9 protein-coding genes and 3 pseudogenes are annotated in these 13564 nt (G+C 64.9%); 7 read left to right on the top strand and 5 right to left on the bottom strand.

Annotated features, from left to right (window positions below):
- Positions 1–129 precede the first annotated feature (129 nt).
- From ACFW0H_RS04780 to ACFW0H_RS04795, 4 genes and pseudogenes are all read left to right on the top strand, one after another.
- Positions 130–1200 carry a sigma-54 interaction domain-containing protein gene (locus tag ACFW0H_RS04780; protein WP_422912755.1) on the top strand — a complete coding sequence of 357 codons (1071 nt, stop codon included), beginning with the start codon at positions 130–132 and terminating at the stop codon, positions 1198–1200.
- A gap of 467 nt (positions 1201–1667) precedes the next feature.
- Positions 1668–1809 (top strand): annotated as a pseudogene (locus tag ACFW0H_RS04785) (phage integrase); the annotation flags it as partial.
- A 144-nt stretch (positions 1810–1953) separates the two neighbouring features.
- Complete coding sequence (locus tag ACFW0H_RS04790) at positions 1954–3870, top strand: sulfatase-like hydrolase/transferase (RefSeq protein WP_422912990.1); 1917 nt, start codon at positions 1954–1956, stop codon at positions 3868–3870.
- A complete protein-coding gene (locus ACFW0H_RS04795) occupies positions 3867–4745 on the top strand; it encodes a formylglycine-generating enzyme family protein (RefSeq protein ID WP_422912756.1) in 879 nt (292 codons plus the stop codon). Before ACFW0H_RS04790 ends, ACFW0H_RS04795 begins: the two co-directional genes overlap by 4 nt.
- 100 nt (positions 4746–4845) lie before the next feature.
- Here ACFW0H_RS04795 and ACFW0H_RS04800 read toward each other — a convergent pair whose 3' ends face one another.
- The 4 genes from ACFW0H_RS04800 to ACFW0H_RS04815 all read right to left on the bottom strand — a co-directional run bounded on the left by ACFW0H_RS04800 (position 4846) and on the right by ACFW0H_RS04815 (position 11266).
- Positions 4846–6213: a DUF1329 domain-containing protein gene (locus ACFW0H_RS04800; RefSeq protein ID WP_422912757.1), complete on the bottom strand. Its 1368-nt coding sequence runs from the start codon at positions 6211–6213 to the stop codon at positions 4846–4848.
- Positions 6214–6271: 58 nt separating this feature from the next.
- Positions 6272–8242 carry a DUF1302 domain-containing protein gene (locus ACFW0H_RS04805; protein WP_422912758.1) on the bottom strand — a complete coding sequence of 657 codons (1971 nt, stop codon included), beginning with the start codon at positions 8240–8242 and terminating at the stop codon, positions 6272–6274.
- 163 nt (positions 8243–8405) lie between these two features.
- Complete coding sequence (locus ACFW0H_RS04810) at positions 8406–9794, bottom strand: glycoside hydrolase family 1 protein (protein WP_422912759.1); 1389 nt, start codon at positions 9792–9794, stop codon at positions 8406–8408.
- 26 nt (positions 9795–9820) lie between these two features.
- On the bottom strand, positions 9821–11266 hold the full coding sequence (locus ACFW0H_RS04815; protein ID WP_422912760.1) for an MFS transporter: 1446 nt from the start codon (positions 11264–11266) through the stop codon (positions 9821–9823).
- 200 nt (positions 11267–11466) lie between these two features.
- On the opposite strand from ACFW0H_RS04815, the gene ACFW0H_RS04820 reads away from it, so the two are divergent.
- A complete protein-coding gene (locus tag ACFW0H_RS04820; RefSeq protein ID WP_422912761.1) occupies positions 11467–12087 on the top strand; it encodes a TetR/AcrR family transcriptional regulator in 621 nt (206 codons plus the stop codon).
- Between the two features lie 290 nt (positions 12088–12377).
- On the opposite strand, the pseudogene ACFW0H_RS04825 reads toward ACFW0H_RS04820, so the two are convergent.
- A pseudogene (locus tag ACFW0H_RS04825) lies at positions 12378–12536 on the bottom strand (helix-turn-helix domain-containing protein); the annotation flags it as partial.
- Between ACFW0H_RS04825 and ACFW0H_RS04830 the strand changes: the two are divergent.
- Both ACFW0H_RS04830 and ACFW0H_RS04835 read left to right on the top strand, forming a co-directional pair.
- Positions 12501–12788 (top strand): annotated as a pseudogene (locus ACFW0H_RS04830) (hypothetical protein); the annotation flags it as partial. The pseudogenes ACFW0H_RS04825 and ACFW0H_RS04830 sit on opposite strands and share 36 nt — an antisense overlap.
- 125 nt (positions 12789–12913) lie before the next feature.
- Positions 12914–13420, top strand: a complete 507-nt coding sequence (locus ACFW0H_RS04835) for a ClbS/DfsB family four-helix bundle protein (protein WP_422912762.1) — start codon at positions 12914–12916, stop codon at positions 13418–13420.
- Positions 13421–13564: the final 144 nt, after the last annotated feature.

Consider the following 13564-nt stretch of genomic DNA (forward strand, 5'->3'; position numbering starts at 1 on the left):
GCTGGCGAAGCAGAGAGGGAGGGGGAAGATTTTTATTCCAAATAGAAATAAATAAATGAATATTTAAGATTTATGAGAATAATGATTTTCATGCACTATTCGCCGACTGCTAGCCAAGGACTCGCCATCATGTCGCTGATTACCCATCCGCAAGCTCGTGAATTGACCAAGTCGGTCCGGGCCACCGTGATGGTGTTCAAGGACCCGCGCTCAGAGGAGCTGCTCAACCGCATCGAGCGCTTGGCGCCCAGCGAAGCCAATGCGCTGATCATCGGCGAGACCGGAACCGGCAAGGAGCTGGTGGCGCGACATGTCCATCATCTGAGCCGACGCAGCAAGGCGCCGTTCGTTGCGGTGAACTGCGGCGCGTTTCCGGAAAGCTTGGTGGAGAGCGAACTGTTCGGCCATGAAAAGGGTGCCTTCACTGGGGCGACCACGAGCAAGGCGGGCTGGTTCGAGTCAGCCAACGGCGGCACCCTGTTCCTCGACGAGATTGGCGACCTGCCGCTCTCCATACAGGTCAAGCTGCTGCGGGTGCTGCAAGAGAGGGAAGTGGTGCGTCTGGGCTCGCGCACGCCGATTCCGATCGACGTGCGCCTTGTGGCTGCAACCAACGTCAACCTCGCCGATGCAGTGGTGGCCGGGAATTTCCGCGAGGACCTGTTCTATCGCCTGCACGTGGCGACCATCCGTTTACCGCCACTGCGCGAGCGGCCGGGGGACATCCTGCCGCTGGCGGAGTTCTTCCTCGAGGAGCACTGCGAGCGCCTTGGCTATACGCGTGCATCGCTCTCCGCCGAGGCAGAGCACAAGCTGTTGAGCCACAGTTGGCCGGGCAATATTCGCGAGTTGGAGAACGCCATTCACCACGCACTGCTGGTGTGCCGTAACCAGCAGGTACAGCCCGGCGACCTCAACCTGGCCGACATGCGCTCTACCATCAGCCGTCCCGAGTTGCCGGTTGCCCACCTCGTGCCAGCCGAAGTCAGCCTGGAGGCTGCTTTGCATGCGCTCTACGAACAGAACCTGCCAAACCTGTACGAGCATATCGAGGAAACAATATTCCGCAGCGCCTACCGCTTCTGCCACGGCAACCAGTTGCAGACGGGCCGACTGTTGAACATCAGCCGCAATATTGTTCGCGCGCGCCTGGATAAGATCGGTGAACTGGAATCGACAGTCCATCTGGTGAGGAATTGACTGAACTGTATCCACCCCGTCTGAGCTGGTGTGGTGCTTCACAAGTCAGGCTGAAAAACGCAGCCTAGGCCCAGCTCAGAGGGGTTTCTCAGGAGCCGCCACGTATGAAAATGGGGCGACCATCTACTTCCATTGTCCTGTCCATCGCTGACTAAGTAGAAGCTGGTCTGCTTTCTAACAGCCGGCAGAGCGGATATTGGGAGGGCTTCTCCGTAGCAAATATTGGAGTGCCCTACCGGGGCTGATGGAGCGTTTCCGGCTTTTCCCGCTTTTCAGTGGGTTGGACGGCCGGCCGGTGTTTTTGCAGATTGGGTCGTCATGGGTCTTCCTGGGCAACTTCGTGAGCTTGCTCGCGAGGGAGCGTGCCTGCGCGGGAAAGGCCATTGCCAGCCGCGTGATCAAGGACCACTACGCGAACCTCTACAAGCACATCCAGAAGCTGCTGGCGGAGCGCACGGTGGGTCGATGTGGAACCCATCAAGGGGAAGCGTTTTCGCAAGACGTTGAAGACCAAGGGCGAGGCCCAGCGCTTCGAGGCTACCTGCGTCCAAGTGCATCGAGACTCCCAACTGGAGCCCTAAACCCAAGGATCGTCGACGACTCTCCGAGCGGCAGGTTTCAGATCGTGATTTGCCAGTATTTATCCACATGGATTATTTTGTCGGCGCCGATCCACGAGGGGCTGCAAGCCGGCTGCCCCCGCGAAACCTTCCTACAATGGCCGTCCCCGGCCTCCCTGACGAGCAGACAGACATGCCGCATATCGACCGCCGTCGACTCCTGCAACTGGGCTCCATCCTGCTGGCTTCCTCCCTGACCGGCGTTTCGCTGGGCGCAGCCGGGCGCGGCCAGTCCAGGCCGAACATCCTCTGGCTGGTCAGCGAGGACAACTGTCCCTTGATCGGCGCCTATGGCGATCCGCTGGCCAGGACGCCCACCCTCGACCGCCTGGCGCAGGAGGGCATCCTCTACCGCTACGTCTACGCCAACGCCCCGGTCTGCGCGCCTTCGCGCTTCGGCATTCTCACCGGCGTGCGGGCCGAGTCCTGCGCGCCGGCCAACCACATGCGCGCCCAGGCGAAGCTGCCGGATGTGCTCAAGACCTATCCCCAGTACCTGCGCGAGGCGGGCTACTACTGCAGCAACAACGCGAAGACGGACTACAACTGCGACGTCGACCCGGACGCCATCTGGGACGACAGCAGCGACCGCGCGCACTGGCGCAAGCGCCCCGAGGGCACGCCCTTCATGGCGGTGTTCAACTACGAGACCACCCATGAATCGCGAATTTTTCTCAGCCGGAAGGGCGCGGTGAAACCCGCGGACATCCGCGTGCCCGTCTACCTGCCGGACACGCCGGCGATCCGCCAGGACTTCGCCTCCTACTACAACCTGATGGAGCGCCTCGACGGCCAGATCGCCGAGCGCTTGGCCGAGCTGGAGGAAGACGGCCTGGCCGAGGACACCATCGTTTTCTACTACTCGGACAATGGCGGCGTACTGCCCCGCAGCAAGCGCTATTGCTACGAGGAAGGGCTGCGCTGCGCACTGATCGTGCGAGTTCCACCCAAGTGGGCGCACCTGGCCGAGGTCCGCCCCGGCAGCCAGGTCGACACCCCGGTGACCTTCATCGACCTGGCGCCCACCGTGCTGGCCCTGGCCGGCGTCCCGGCGCCGGCGCAGATGCAGGGTGCCGCGCTGTTCGGTGTTCCGGCGGTGAAGGCCCAGCGCTACGCGTTCGGCATGCGCAACCGCATGGACGAGCGCTACGACTTCGTGCGCACCGTCAGCGATACCCGCTACCGCTACATCCGCAACTACATGCCGCACCGCATTGGCGGCCAGTACCAGGCATTCGCCTGGGTGGCCGAGGGCTACCGCGACTGGCTGCGTCTGTTCCAGGAAGGCAAGCTCTCGCCGCAACAGGCGGTGTTCTTCCAGGCGCGGCCCTTTGAGGAACTCTACGACCTCGCCCTCGATCGCGATGAAGTGAGCAATCTGGCGGGTTCGCCGCAACACCGCGACAAGCTCGAGGAGCTGCGCGCGGCCCTCGACCGGCACTTGCTGGAAATCAACGACAACGGCTTCATTCCCGAGGGGGCGGAGCTGGAGGGCTACCTGAACAGCCGCCGTCCCGGTGCCTATCCGCTGGAGCGGATCATGCAGGTGGCGGCGCGTGCAGCGCAGCGCGATCCCGCTGCGCTGAAGGCCTTGCTGGCCGACCTGGACGATCCGCACGATGTGGTCCGATTCTGGGCCGCCAGCGGCCTGCTCATGTTGCGCGACCAGGCGGCTCCGGCGCGGGAGAGGCTGCTGCGCACCCTGCGCGAGGATCTGCCGCAGACTCGCATAGTGGCCGCCGAGGCGCTGGTTCATCTGCAGGAAAGCGAGGGCCCGATAGCGCTGCTCGCGGAATACCTGGAGGCCCGCCATCCCAAGCCGCTGCGCCTGCAGGCGATCAATGCGCTGACCTACTGCGGCGACGCGGCCCGGCAGGCATTGCCGGTGATCGAAGCCAACGCCGAGGATGACGACGATGACGTGCGCAATGCCTGCCGCTATCTGGCGCAGGTGCTGGAAGGCAGCTTCGACCCGGACGAGCCGGTGTTCGAGGTGACGCGCTTCCTGCGCCAGCGCCTGGTCGAGGCGATCAAGGCCCGCCTGTCATGACGGGGCATCCAGCAGGCATGTGCCGCCTGGCCGGCGGCACCTTCACCATGGGCTCGGAGCGTTTCTATAGGGAGGAGCGGCCGTTGCGCGAGGTCAGGGTCGAGCCGTTCCGGCTGGACCCGGGGCCGGTGACCAATGCCCAGTTCGCCCGCTTCGTGGCGGAAACCGGCTACCGCACCCAGGCCGAGCTTCCACTGCCGGGGCAGCCCGGCCACCGTGCCGGCTCCCTGGTGTTTCGCAAGCCCGACCGGCCGGTGCCGTTGCACGATCCTTCGTTCTGGTGGCAGCTGGACCCGGCAGCCGATTGGCGGCACCCGGAGGGCGCCGGTTCAGGCCTGACGGGGCGGCAGGACCACCCCGTGGTGCATATCACCCATCGAGACGCCCAGGCCTATGCCGCCTGGGCCGGCAAGAGGTTGCCGAGCGAGGCGGAGTGGGAGTTCGCCGCCCGTGGCGGGCTGGCGGGCGCCGATTACGCCTGGGGCGATGAGCTGCTACCCGAAGGGCGGCAACTGGCCAACTTCTGGCGAGGCGACTTTCCCTGGCACCGTGAGGACGGGTTGGCAGTGGCATTCACCACCGCCGTCGGCCATTTCCCGGCCAACCCGTTCGGCCTGTTCGACATGATCGGCAACGTCTGGGAATGGACGGCGGATGACTACGCCGAACGCGCCACTTCCTGCCCCAGCTGTGCGGCAGGCCAGCCCGCCCTTGCGGAGACCGAGAAGGTCATCAAGGGCGGCTCCTTTCTCTGCGCGCCGAGCTATTGCCAGCGCTACCGCCCGGCGGCGCGCCAGGGCCTTCGCGCCGATGGCTCGGCCAGCCATATCGGTTTTCGCTGCGCGGTTTCCGAGGCGGCGATACCAGCTCCGTAGGTTGGTCCGAGCGCAGCGAGGCCCAACAGCCTGCCCATCGCTGGGCTTCGCACGCTCAGCACCAGCCTACGGTCCACCTCTGTCAGAAATCCCCGGCCTGTCAGCGCACCCCACGCGCCCGCAGGCTGGCGGGGCTGAAGTAGTCGTCGCTCGGCGCCGGCTGGCTGTAGTCGGTGATCCCCGGTTGCTCGTTGTCCAGCCATTGCACCATGTAACGGCGCGACTGCAGGTCATGGAACACATCCAGGGCCGAACCGGTGGAGGGCAGTTCGTAGGTATTGGTCAGATAGGCCATGGATACCCGCCACAGTTCGCCGCGACCGTCGTACAGGTCGACCATCGCCGCACTCCAGCTGTCCTCGTCCAGGTACAGGGTACGCTTGCTGTAGACATGGCGTGAGCCGGTCTTGAGCTTGCCTTCCACCACCCAGACCCGGTGCAACTCGAAGCGGGTGTATTGCGGGTCGATGTGACCGGGCTTGATCAGGTCCTTGTACTTCAACTCGGGGCTGGAAATCCTGTAGTTGTTGTAGGGGATATAGAGTTCCCGCTTGCCCACCAGGGTCCAGTCGAATCGGTCCGGAGCACCGTTGAACATGTCGGTGTCGTCGATGGTGCGCAGGCCGTCGGTGGTGGTGCCTGGGGTGTCGTAGGCGAACAGCGGCGCGCGCCGTACGCGGCGCTGGCCGGGGTTGTAGCTCCAGGCCTGGCGCGGCTCCTTGACCTGGTCGAGGGTCTCGCGCACCAGCGAGGCGGTGCCCACCAGGCGTGCCGGGCTCCTGACCACCGTCTGATAATAGAACAGCGTGTTGTTCAACCCGGCGAAACTACCGCCTTGCTGGTAGTACTTGAACAGCATGTTGTACTGGGTGGTGACGGGGGTGAAGCTGCCGTCGCGCTGCACGGCCGCCTCCGAGGAGTTACGCACGAAGTAGGTGCCACGGTAGCGAGCGACGTGGTTCCACAAGGCCTCCAGTCCGCTTTTCGGAATGGGGAAGGGAATACCGCCGAATGCATCGACGAAGCCGTTGCCGCCCTCCACCAAGTGAGCGCTGCTGGCATTGCGGAAGGTGTTGTCGTAGACCCACTGTGGCGCCGAGGCCGAGCGGCGGCTGGGGTACACCGGGATGTTGAAACTGTTTGGGTAGGCGTTGAGCAGGGCGATCACCCCGGGGCTGAGGTTGGCCTTGTACAACTCCAGGTTGGCCTTGGTGATGGTGTACAGCGGCTTGTCCTCGGCGAAGGGGTCGATGCGGTGCTGTCCGGGCTGGTAGCCGGCGGGCGCCTGGGTGATGCCACCTGCCCAGGCCGGGATGGTGCCGGCCCCATTGCCGGCCTTCTCGGCGCCGAGTGGCGTCAGGTCGGTCTTCAGCCGTGCCGCTTCGTCGGGGGACACCGCGGCCAGGGCGCCGCTGGTGAGGAACATCAGCGCGGCTGCGGCGCTGGCGAGGAAGTTCAGGTTGGACATGAGCGTTCTCCATGGAGATGCCCGCCGAGCCCCTGCCAGGGGCCGGCGTGGGGGTGGGTCAGAAGGAGTACTTGAGGTTCAAGCCGATGTTGTCGCGGTCCCGCGAGCTGTTGTGCTGGCCGGCGCCGTAGAACTCGGTGTACTGCAGTTCCGCTTCCAGGGAGCTGCGGTAGGAGGCCTTCAACCCGAGGGTGTGGGCCTTGCGTCCTTCGATGAAGTTGCCGGCGGAATAGGAGTTGCCTCGGAAGTCCTCCCGGAACACCAGGTAGGGCGAGAGGTTGATACCGGCGAATACGTCATTCCAGGTACCGGCGAACTGGATCACGTAGCCATAGGCATTGCGGTCGACCTGGCTGTCGCGGCCGAATCCCGAGGAGTAGCCCTTGTTGGCGCCGCTGGCGAAGTAGCGCACGCTGCCGTCAAAGGCGGTGTACTTCAGGCTGCTGCCGCGCAGGTGATCGGCGGCCAGCTCGGCGATGCCGGTGAGGGAATCGAAGATCAGCGTGGGACCGAAGTTGTAGATCGCGCCGATGGAGGTGTTGAAAGCCTCGACCCGCTCGTAGTTGTGCACGCTCGACCCGGTTCCCAGGGCGATCGGCTGGCCGGCGATGTCGGCGCTGCCGCCACTGTTCACCAGGGGGGCCTGGACTATCAGGTCGCCCAGCAGGTCGTTGGTACTGGCGACGCCGATCGGCAGGTTGGGGCGATAGGCCAGCTCGCCGAACAGCGTGGCTTCGCCGAGGGTGCTGTTGAAGCTCAGGCCGAGCATGCGAATGTCTTCCGGGTACTCGCGCCGGGCGGTCAACTGGTTGGTCAGGTCCACCACCGTGGCGCCATTGACCAGGCCCAGTGTCCGGGCCGCCGCCGCGTTGCCGCCACGGGCGGCGCTGACCAGTTGCCCGTAGCTGCCGAAACCGCCGAGGGACGCCAACTGGTTGAGGTTCACCCCGGCATAGGATGGGTCCAGCTGTGCGGTGATCGACGGCTCCTTGGCGTGGTAGTTGACGAAGTAGAAGCCGAACTCGGTGGAGTTGAGTGATTCCGCCATGTAGCGGAAAGCCACGCCGAACTGGCCGTCGTCCCTGGCGTTGATGTCACGGCCGACGCTGGCGACCTTGAGCACGCCGTTGGCGTCCAGGTAGTCGGTGCCCTGGAGCCCCGCGAAATGGGCAGCCGCCAGTTGCGGGTAGAGCGCCTGGAAGGCCGGGTTGGCCAGTGCGCCGATCCGCGTGTAGGCGGTGTTGCCGCCATCGGCGAAGAGGTCCGTTCCGCCATAGAAGGTGCCCACCGGGTCGATGCGGGTCTCCTTCCAGTTCCATTGGTAGAAGGCGTCCATCGACAGGTTCTCCGTCAGCCCGGCGTTGAAGCTGATGGCCTCGATCGGCACCAGGACTTCCTTCACCTCCGAGCCCGGCAGGTGCAGGGCGGAGGCATCCACCGGGTTGGTGGTGTTCACCCCGCCCCGGTAATAGAGGCCCTCGCCCCAGTTGAACACCTGGCGGCCGAGGCGCACGGTCAGCGGTTTGCCGTCGATGTCCCAGTTGCCGTAGAGGTAGGCATCGAGAATCTCCGCGCGATGGCCGGCGACCTCGCGGGTCTCGGCGGTGAAGTGGTCATCCTGGGGGAACGACTGGCTCGGTTGGGGCGGCGTGTTGTTGTCGTAGTAGTCGTTGCGCTTGTCCATGATCTGCGTGTCGTAGAAGGTCGAGCCACGCAGGAACAGGCCGTAGTTGCGCCAGGTCGCGCCGAGATCCGAGGTGATCTTGTACACCTCGGAAACCAGGCCGGTATTGAAGTTGCGGTTGCCGTCGTTGCCGTTGATATCGTCGTTGTTCCGGTCGCGGCCCTGGACGCGCCACAGCGTGCCGTAGGACACCGTGGTATCCAGCGAGCCGGCCACCTCGCCATCGTCGAAACTGAACTCCAGTGCCTGGGCCTGGAAGGTCATGCACAGCGGCAGCAGGCTGGCGAGGGCGAGACCGGCGCGGGCCGGGGCAAGCTGCGGAAGAGGGCGATGGATCGTTGCCATGGTGAAGCACCCTAAGGTCTGATCATTGTTGTCCGGGCCGCCTGGCGGCCCGCTTTTGTCGATCGTTCAGGCAAAACTGATGCGCGCCGCTGCTCGGCGGTGTCCGACCGCGTGCGGCGAAGTGGGGTGATCGATTGGTCCCGGCGCGAGGCCGGGCGATGCCTCAGGAGGGCGCGTCGAGTGCCGCGTTGTGGCGGATGCAGCGGGCGAAGTAGTCGAGGCTGCGCTTCGGCGTGCGGGCCAGGGTCTGCCGGTCGACGTGGATCAGCCCGAAGCGCTTGGCGAAGCCTTGGGCCCATTCCCAGTTGTCGGTCGCCGACCAGTAGAACAGGCCCTTGAGACGCACGCCTTGGGCATGGGCGGCCTGCGCGGTCTTGAGGTAGCTCGCCAGGTGGGCGATTCGTTCCGGGTCTTCCACCACGCCGTTTCGGGGTTGCGGGTCGGCCATGGCGAAGCCGGTCTCGGTGACGTAGATATCCGGCGCGTCGTACTCCCGGTGCAGGCGCAGCAGCATTTCGTCGAGGCCTTCGGGCTCCACGTGGAAATAGGCGGTGCGCGGCAGGTTCGCCGGCGGCTCGCCCTGGGCGATGCCGAGGGATTCGCCGGGGGCCTGCCGGACGTAGATGCGGCTGTAGTAGTTCATGCCGAGGAAGTCCGGGCGGACATCGATCAGCTCCATGTCGCCATCGACGACGAAGGGCGACACCAGTTTGTCCACCGGCTGGGGATAGCCCTTGCCGTACAGCGGATCGACGAAGGCGCGGTTCCACAGGGCGTCCACCAGTTGCGCCGCCGCTTCGTGTTTCACCCGGCCGGCTTCGCCTCGCACCGGCTGCAGGTTCACCGTGGTGCCGATGCGCGCCTGGCCGGCCAGCATGGCGCGGAGCCGCTGGAAGACCAGCCCCTGGGCCAGGTTCTGGTGGTGGATGGCGGCGAACGCGGCATCGGCGGAGTTGAGCGCCGGGGCGTGGACCTGGGAGGCATAGCCGCGCAGGGCGACGCTGTTCGGTTCGTTCAGCACGATCCACTGCTGGATGCGGTCGCCCAGCTTGCCGGCGACTATCTCGGCGTAGTCGGCCAGGCGCTGGCTGATGTCGCGGTTACGGAAGTCTCCGGCCCAGGCCGGTACGTCCCAATGGAACAGCGTCGGCCAGGGCGTGATGCCGCGCTCCAGCATGGCGTCCACCAGGCGGTCGTAGAACGCCAGGCCTTCGGCGGCCGCCGGGCCGGGCCCCTCGGGCTGGATGCGCGGCCAGGCGATGGAGAAGCGGAAGGCCTTCACGCCAGCGTCGCCGAGCAGGGCGAGGTCTTCCGGGTAGCGGTCCTCGAACTGCGTGCAGAGGCGGTTGGTGGAGCCGTCGTGGACCACCCCCCGCTCATCGCAGAGTGCATCCCAGTTGCTGTAGCCACGCCCCCGCCGGCTTTCGGTCTGCGCGGCGGACGAAGCGACGCCCCAGACGAAATCGTCGCAGAATCGTGCGTCCATCCCGCTGTCGGCGGCTGGTGCGTTGTCCCGGGTAGCCTGATCGGAACGATCATGGGTTACCGTCATGCTGATCTCCTTCTTATGGTTGTTGTTCACAGGGGTTCACCGCTTTTCTGCGGTTTGGATGGAAGGGCCTGGGGTTTCCCGGGCGTCTCTGCCGGGGCGTGCGCTGGCGCGGGGTCGGCCAGGGCTTCCACCAGCCGGCGGTGCATCTCCGGGCCGATGGGGTAGGCCCGGGCGAGCAGGAATACGCCGGCGTTGCCCAGCAAGGGCACGAGGGACATGGCGGCCAGCAACAGGTGCAGCGTGTGCGGCGACTGGCTGGCGTTGGGGACGAAACCGATCGCCCCCAGTGACAGCCCAAGGGCGCCAGCGGCGATGCCGAGGGCGGCCTTCTGGGCGAAGATCACAGTGCCGATGATCAGTGACTCGGTGCGGATGCCCGAGCGCCATTGGCCGTATTCGACGGTGTCCGGGACCATCGCCCAGAAGCACACCACACTGGCGCTGGCGCCGATGGCGATGAGCGCCAGGATCGACAGCAGCACGGCATAGCCGGACCCGCTGAACAGATACCAGAGCAGGAAGCCCAGGCCGTAGAAGCCAGTACCGGCCAGCAGGGCGGAACGCTTGCTGCGCCTGCGCGCGACCGAGGCCCAGAACGGTGCCGCCAGGGCGGCCACCACCGCCATCAGGGCCAGCGCCGTGCCGCCGAAGTCGGGGTCGTTGCGCACGTACTTGAAGTAATAGAGGAGGTTCTTCGAGAAGAAGGTGCTGGCGAAGGAGTACATCAGGGCGATACCCAGCAACAGCAGCAATGGCCGATTGAGCAGCAGGGCCGCCAACGCGTGGCGTGCGCCAGGCCAGGCAGCGGCGTGGCCATCGTCATCAGCGGCGGAGTCGTTGGCGCCGGCGGCCAGCGCGGCGGTCCAGAGCATCAGCGAAGCGATGCCGGCGAACACGCCGGTTACCAGGGCCCAGGCCTGGGCGCCGCCGCCGAAGTGCCGGGTTGCCGGCAGGGTGATGGCCGACACCGCCATGGCCGCGAGGATGGCGAAGACCATGCGGATGCCCGCCATGGTCGCGCGTTCCGCGCTGTCGCGGGTGACGCGGGCATAGAGCGAGGCATAGGGTACCGAGACCAGGGCGTACAGCGTGCGGAAGGCGAAGTGGCTGGCAATGGTCAGCACCACCAGTTGGGTGCCTTCGCCGCGCGGCAGGGCGAACATCAGCACGAAGGACACCGCCAGCGGCACGGCGCCCAGTAGCAGGTAGGGGCGGAAGCGCCCCAGGCGGGTGCGGGTTCGGTCGGCCATGGCGCCGATCAGCGGGTCGACGGCGGCGTCCCAGATCAGCGCGCTCATGTAGACCAGGCCCGCGGCGGAGGCCGAAAGACCCAGCACCTCGGTGTAGAAGAACAGCAGGAAGAGCGTCGCGATCTGCCAGTAGAGGTTCACCCCGAAATCGCCCGCGCCCAGCGCGATCTTCCTGCCCAGTGATAGCCGGCGATGTGCTCCGGCCGGCGCTAGCGCCACCATGTTCGACTCCCATGCATGCCGTGTTCGGCTGTTGTTGTCCCCGTGGCGAATGCCGCTTCACGGGCGTTTTCATGCGATGGCGCAGTGCGCGCAATAATTTATCCGATCGGATAAATAACCTTCGGCAATGGAGTTGTCAATGCCCGGCGACCTGCGCCAGACTTGCCGCTTCCGGATTGATGGGGCGGTGACAAGGACCTATGGCGACGCCACGAGTAGCCAAGCAAGAGCGCAGCGAGCAGACGCGGACGGAGATCCTGCAGGCGGCGCTGGACCTTTTTTCCACCCGTGGTTTCGCAGCGGTGAGCGTGCGCGATATCGCGGAGCGGGTAGGGGTCAACCACGCGATGATCCGCTACCACTTCGGCGGCAAGGAGGAACTCTGGCGCGAGAGCGCCGCCTACCTGTTCGATCGCCTGGCGCAGGAGATTCCCGCTCCGGAAGTGGCCGAGGGCGAGTCCTCGGTGGAGGCGCTGAAGCAGTACGTGAGGGCGTATGTCCGCTACTGCGCGCGACATCCCGAGCATGCGCGCCTGATGGTGCAGGAATCCATCGTGCCGTCGGAGCGGCTGAAGTGGGTCTCGGACAACTACATCCGCCCCAACCACGCGCGGACCCTCAGGCTGATCGAGAACACCCGGCTGCCCGAGGGCCTCGCGGGGATCGACCCGGTGATGATGCTCTACATGGTGGTGGCCATCGCGCAGATGCCCTACCTGGTCACCGCCGAGCTGGAGTTCTCCCATGATCGGGCCGTGCTGACGCACGAGGCGATCGATGCCCATGCCGACGCGGTGGTGAAGTTCATTTTTCGCGACTGACTACATCGGCCTGCTGGGACTAAGTTCCGCCGAGCACGGGCTGGCCTTCGGCGCCACCATATCCGGCCTGATCCTCGGCGCCCTGCAGGACGGAAGCCCTTCGCCGATGATGGCCATCCAGGCCGTGTTCGTCGTGGCCGCCTTCAGCACACCCAGGCTGATGACCCGCAAGCCGCGCAGTGCGGCGGTGTCGGTGGCGGGGTGACGAGGGAAGGGCATCGCCTTTCCTGCTGGGGCGATTTCAAGCGCCAAACGGGTCGCGGATTCGCCCCCGGGACGGGGCTGAGTCCGTAGGGCCGGAATGCCCGCACCTCTCGGGCGGTACAACCGAACTGTTGTCGGAAGGCGCGAGTGAACTGGGCCTGGTCGCTGAAGCCCCGGCGGAAGGCCAGTTCGCCGATGGACTGGTGGCAGTGCGGGTCGCGCAGCTGGCGGTGGACTGCCTCCACATGCACTACAAGCATCACTTCAAAACCTCCAAAGGCTTCTCCGGTAAGAACGTGGAGCTTTTCCTGGGCAACTTTGTGAGCTTGCTCGCGAGGGAGCGTGCCGGCGCGGGAAAGGCCTTTGCCAGCCTCCAGAGTTGGGTGTGCTGGCCAGTGATCAAGGACCACTACGCGAACAAGGGGATGACTGAGCGCGATATCTACAAGCACATCCAGAAGCTGCTGGCGGAGCGCACGGTGAAATCTGCAAGATAAGCACTAGACTGGTTCCAGCAATCCAAGGGGCTATTTCAGGGGCCAGACACCTAACGCCACACGCTGATGGATTTCTGGACCTTGATGAAGCCTTACTAACGACCCTCCGAGGAGCCGTAAGCTTCGTGTCTGTTCCAGCCTCCAAAGCCGAACTCTTGCTCGCGATTAACGTGAGCTTCGACAAACTGATGAGCGACCTTGTACAGATTCCCGAGGAGCGCACCCGGGAGGTCTCCCTGCAAGGCCATGCCGCCGGGACAATGATGAGCCCAGCTGATCTGGTTTCGTATTTGCTTGGCTGGAATGAACTGGTCCTGAAGTGGCTGGATCAGGACGATCAAGGGGCGGCGGTCGATTTCCCTGAGACTGGGTTCAAATGGAACCAGCTTGGATTGCTGGCGCAAAAATTCTACGCGGATTATCGCCTCCTCGATTGGCCAACTCTTATCGAGCGTCTGACAACAGCAAAGACGCGACTCGTCGAAACCATAGCATCCCGGCCGAACGACGAACTCTACGGCAAGCCCTGGTACGACAAATGGCCCAAGGGCCGAATGATCCAGTTCAATTCTTCGTCCCCCTATGCCAATGCACGTGCTCGCATCCGCAAATGGCTCAAGGCAACAACATGATTGCAACGGCGGCCTGAGCGCTTACATAGGTTTTCTATTCCATTGCTACGCAGACTTGAGACATACGGGCCACAGGCCCGCGAGTTGTTCAGAGCGCGTGCGCGCTGAACCTCGACAGTCCGCGAAGGGGCGGGCTATGCCCCT

Origin of the sequence: Metapseudomonas cellulosilytica, from assembly GCF_049334135.1 — a bacterium.
Classification (GTDB): domain Bacteria; phylum Pseudomonadota; class Gammaproteobacteria; order Pseudomonadales; family Pseudomonadaceae; genus Metapseudomonas.

Excerpts from the sequence above, each read along its gene's own strand:
- ACFW0H_RS04790 (WP_422912990.1), top strand. The coding sequence starts at position 1,954 with ATGCCGCATATCGACCGCCGTCGACTCCTGCAACTGGGCTCCATCCTG.
- ACFW0H_RS04815 (WP_422912760.1), bottom strand. The coding sequence starts at position 11,266 with ATGGTGGCGCTAGCGCCGGCCGGAGCACATCGCCGGCTATCACTGGGC.
- ACFW0H_RS04805 (WP_422912758.1), bottom strand. The coding sequence starts at position 8,242 with ATGGCAACGATCCATCGCCCTCTTCCGCAGCTTGCCCCGGCCCGCGCC.
- ACFW0H_RS04795 (WP_422912756.1), top strand. The coding sequence starts at position 3,867 with ATGACGGGGCATCCAGCAGGCATGTGCCGCCTGGCCGGCGGCACCTTC.
- ACFW0H_RS04820 (WP_422912761.1), top strand. The coding sequence starts at position 11,467 with ATGGCGACGCCACGAGTAGCCAAGCAAGAGCGCAGCGAGCAGACGCGG.
- ACFW0H_RS04780 (WP_422912755.1), top strand. The coding sequence starts at position 130 with ATGTCGCTGATTACCCATCCGCAAGCTCGTGAATTGACCAAGTCGGTC.
- ACFW0H_RS04800 (WP_422912757.1), bottom strand. The coding sequence starts at position 6,213 with ATGTCCAACCTGAACTTCCTCGCCAGCGCCGCAGCCGCGCTGATGTTC.
- ACFW0H_RS04810 (WP_422912759.1), bottom strand. The coding sequence starts at position 9,794 with ATGACGGTAACCCATGATCGTTCCGATCAGGCTACCCGGGACAACGCA.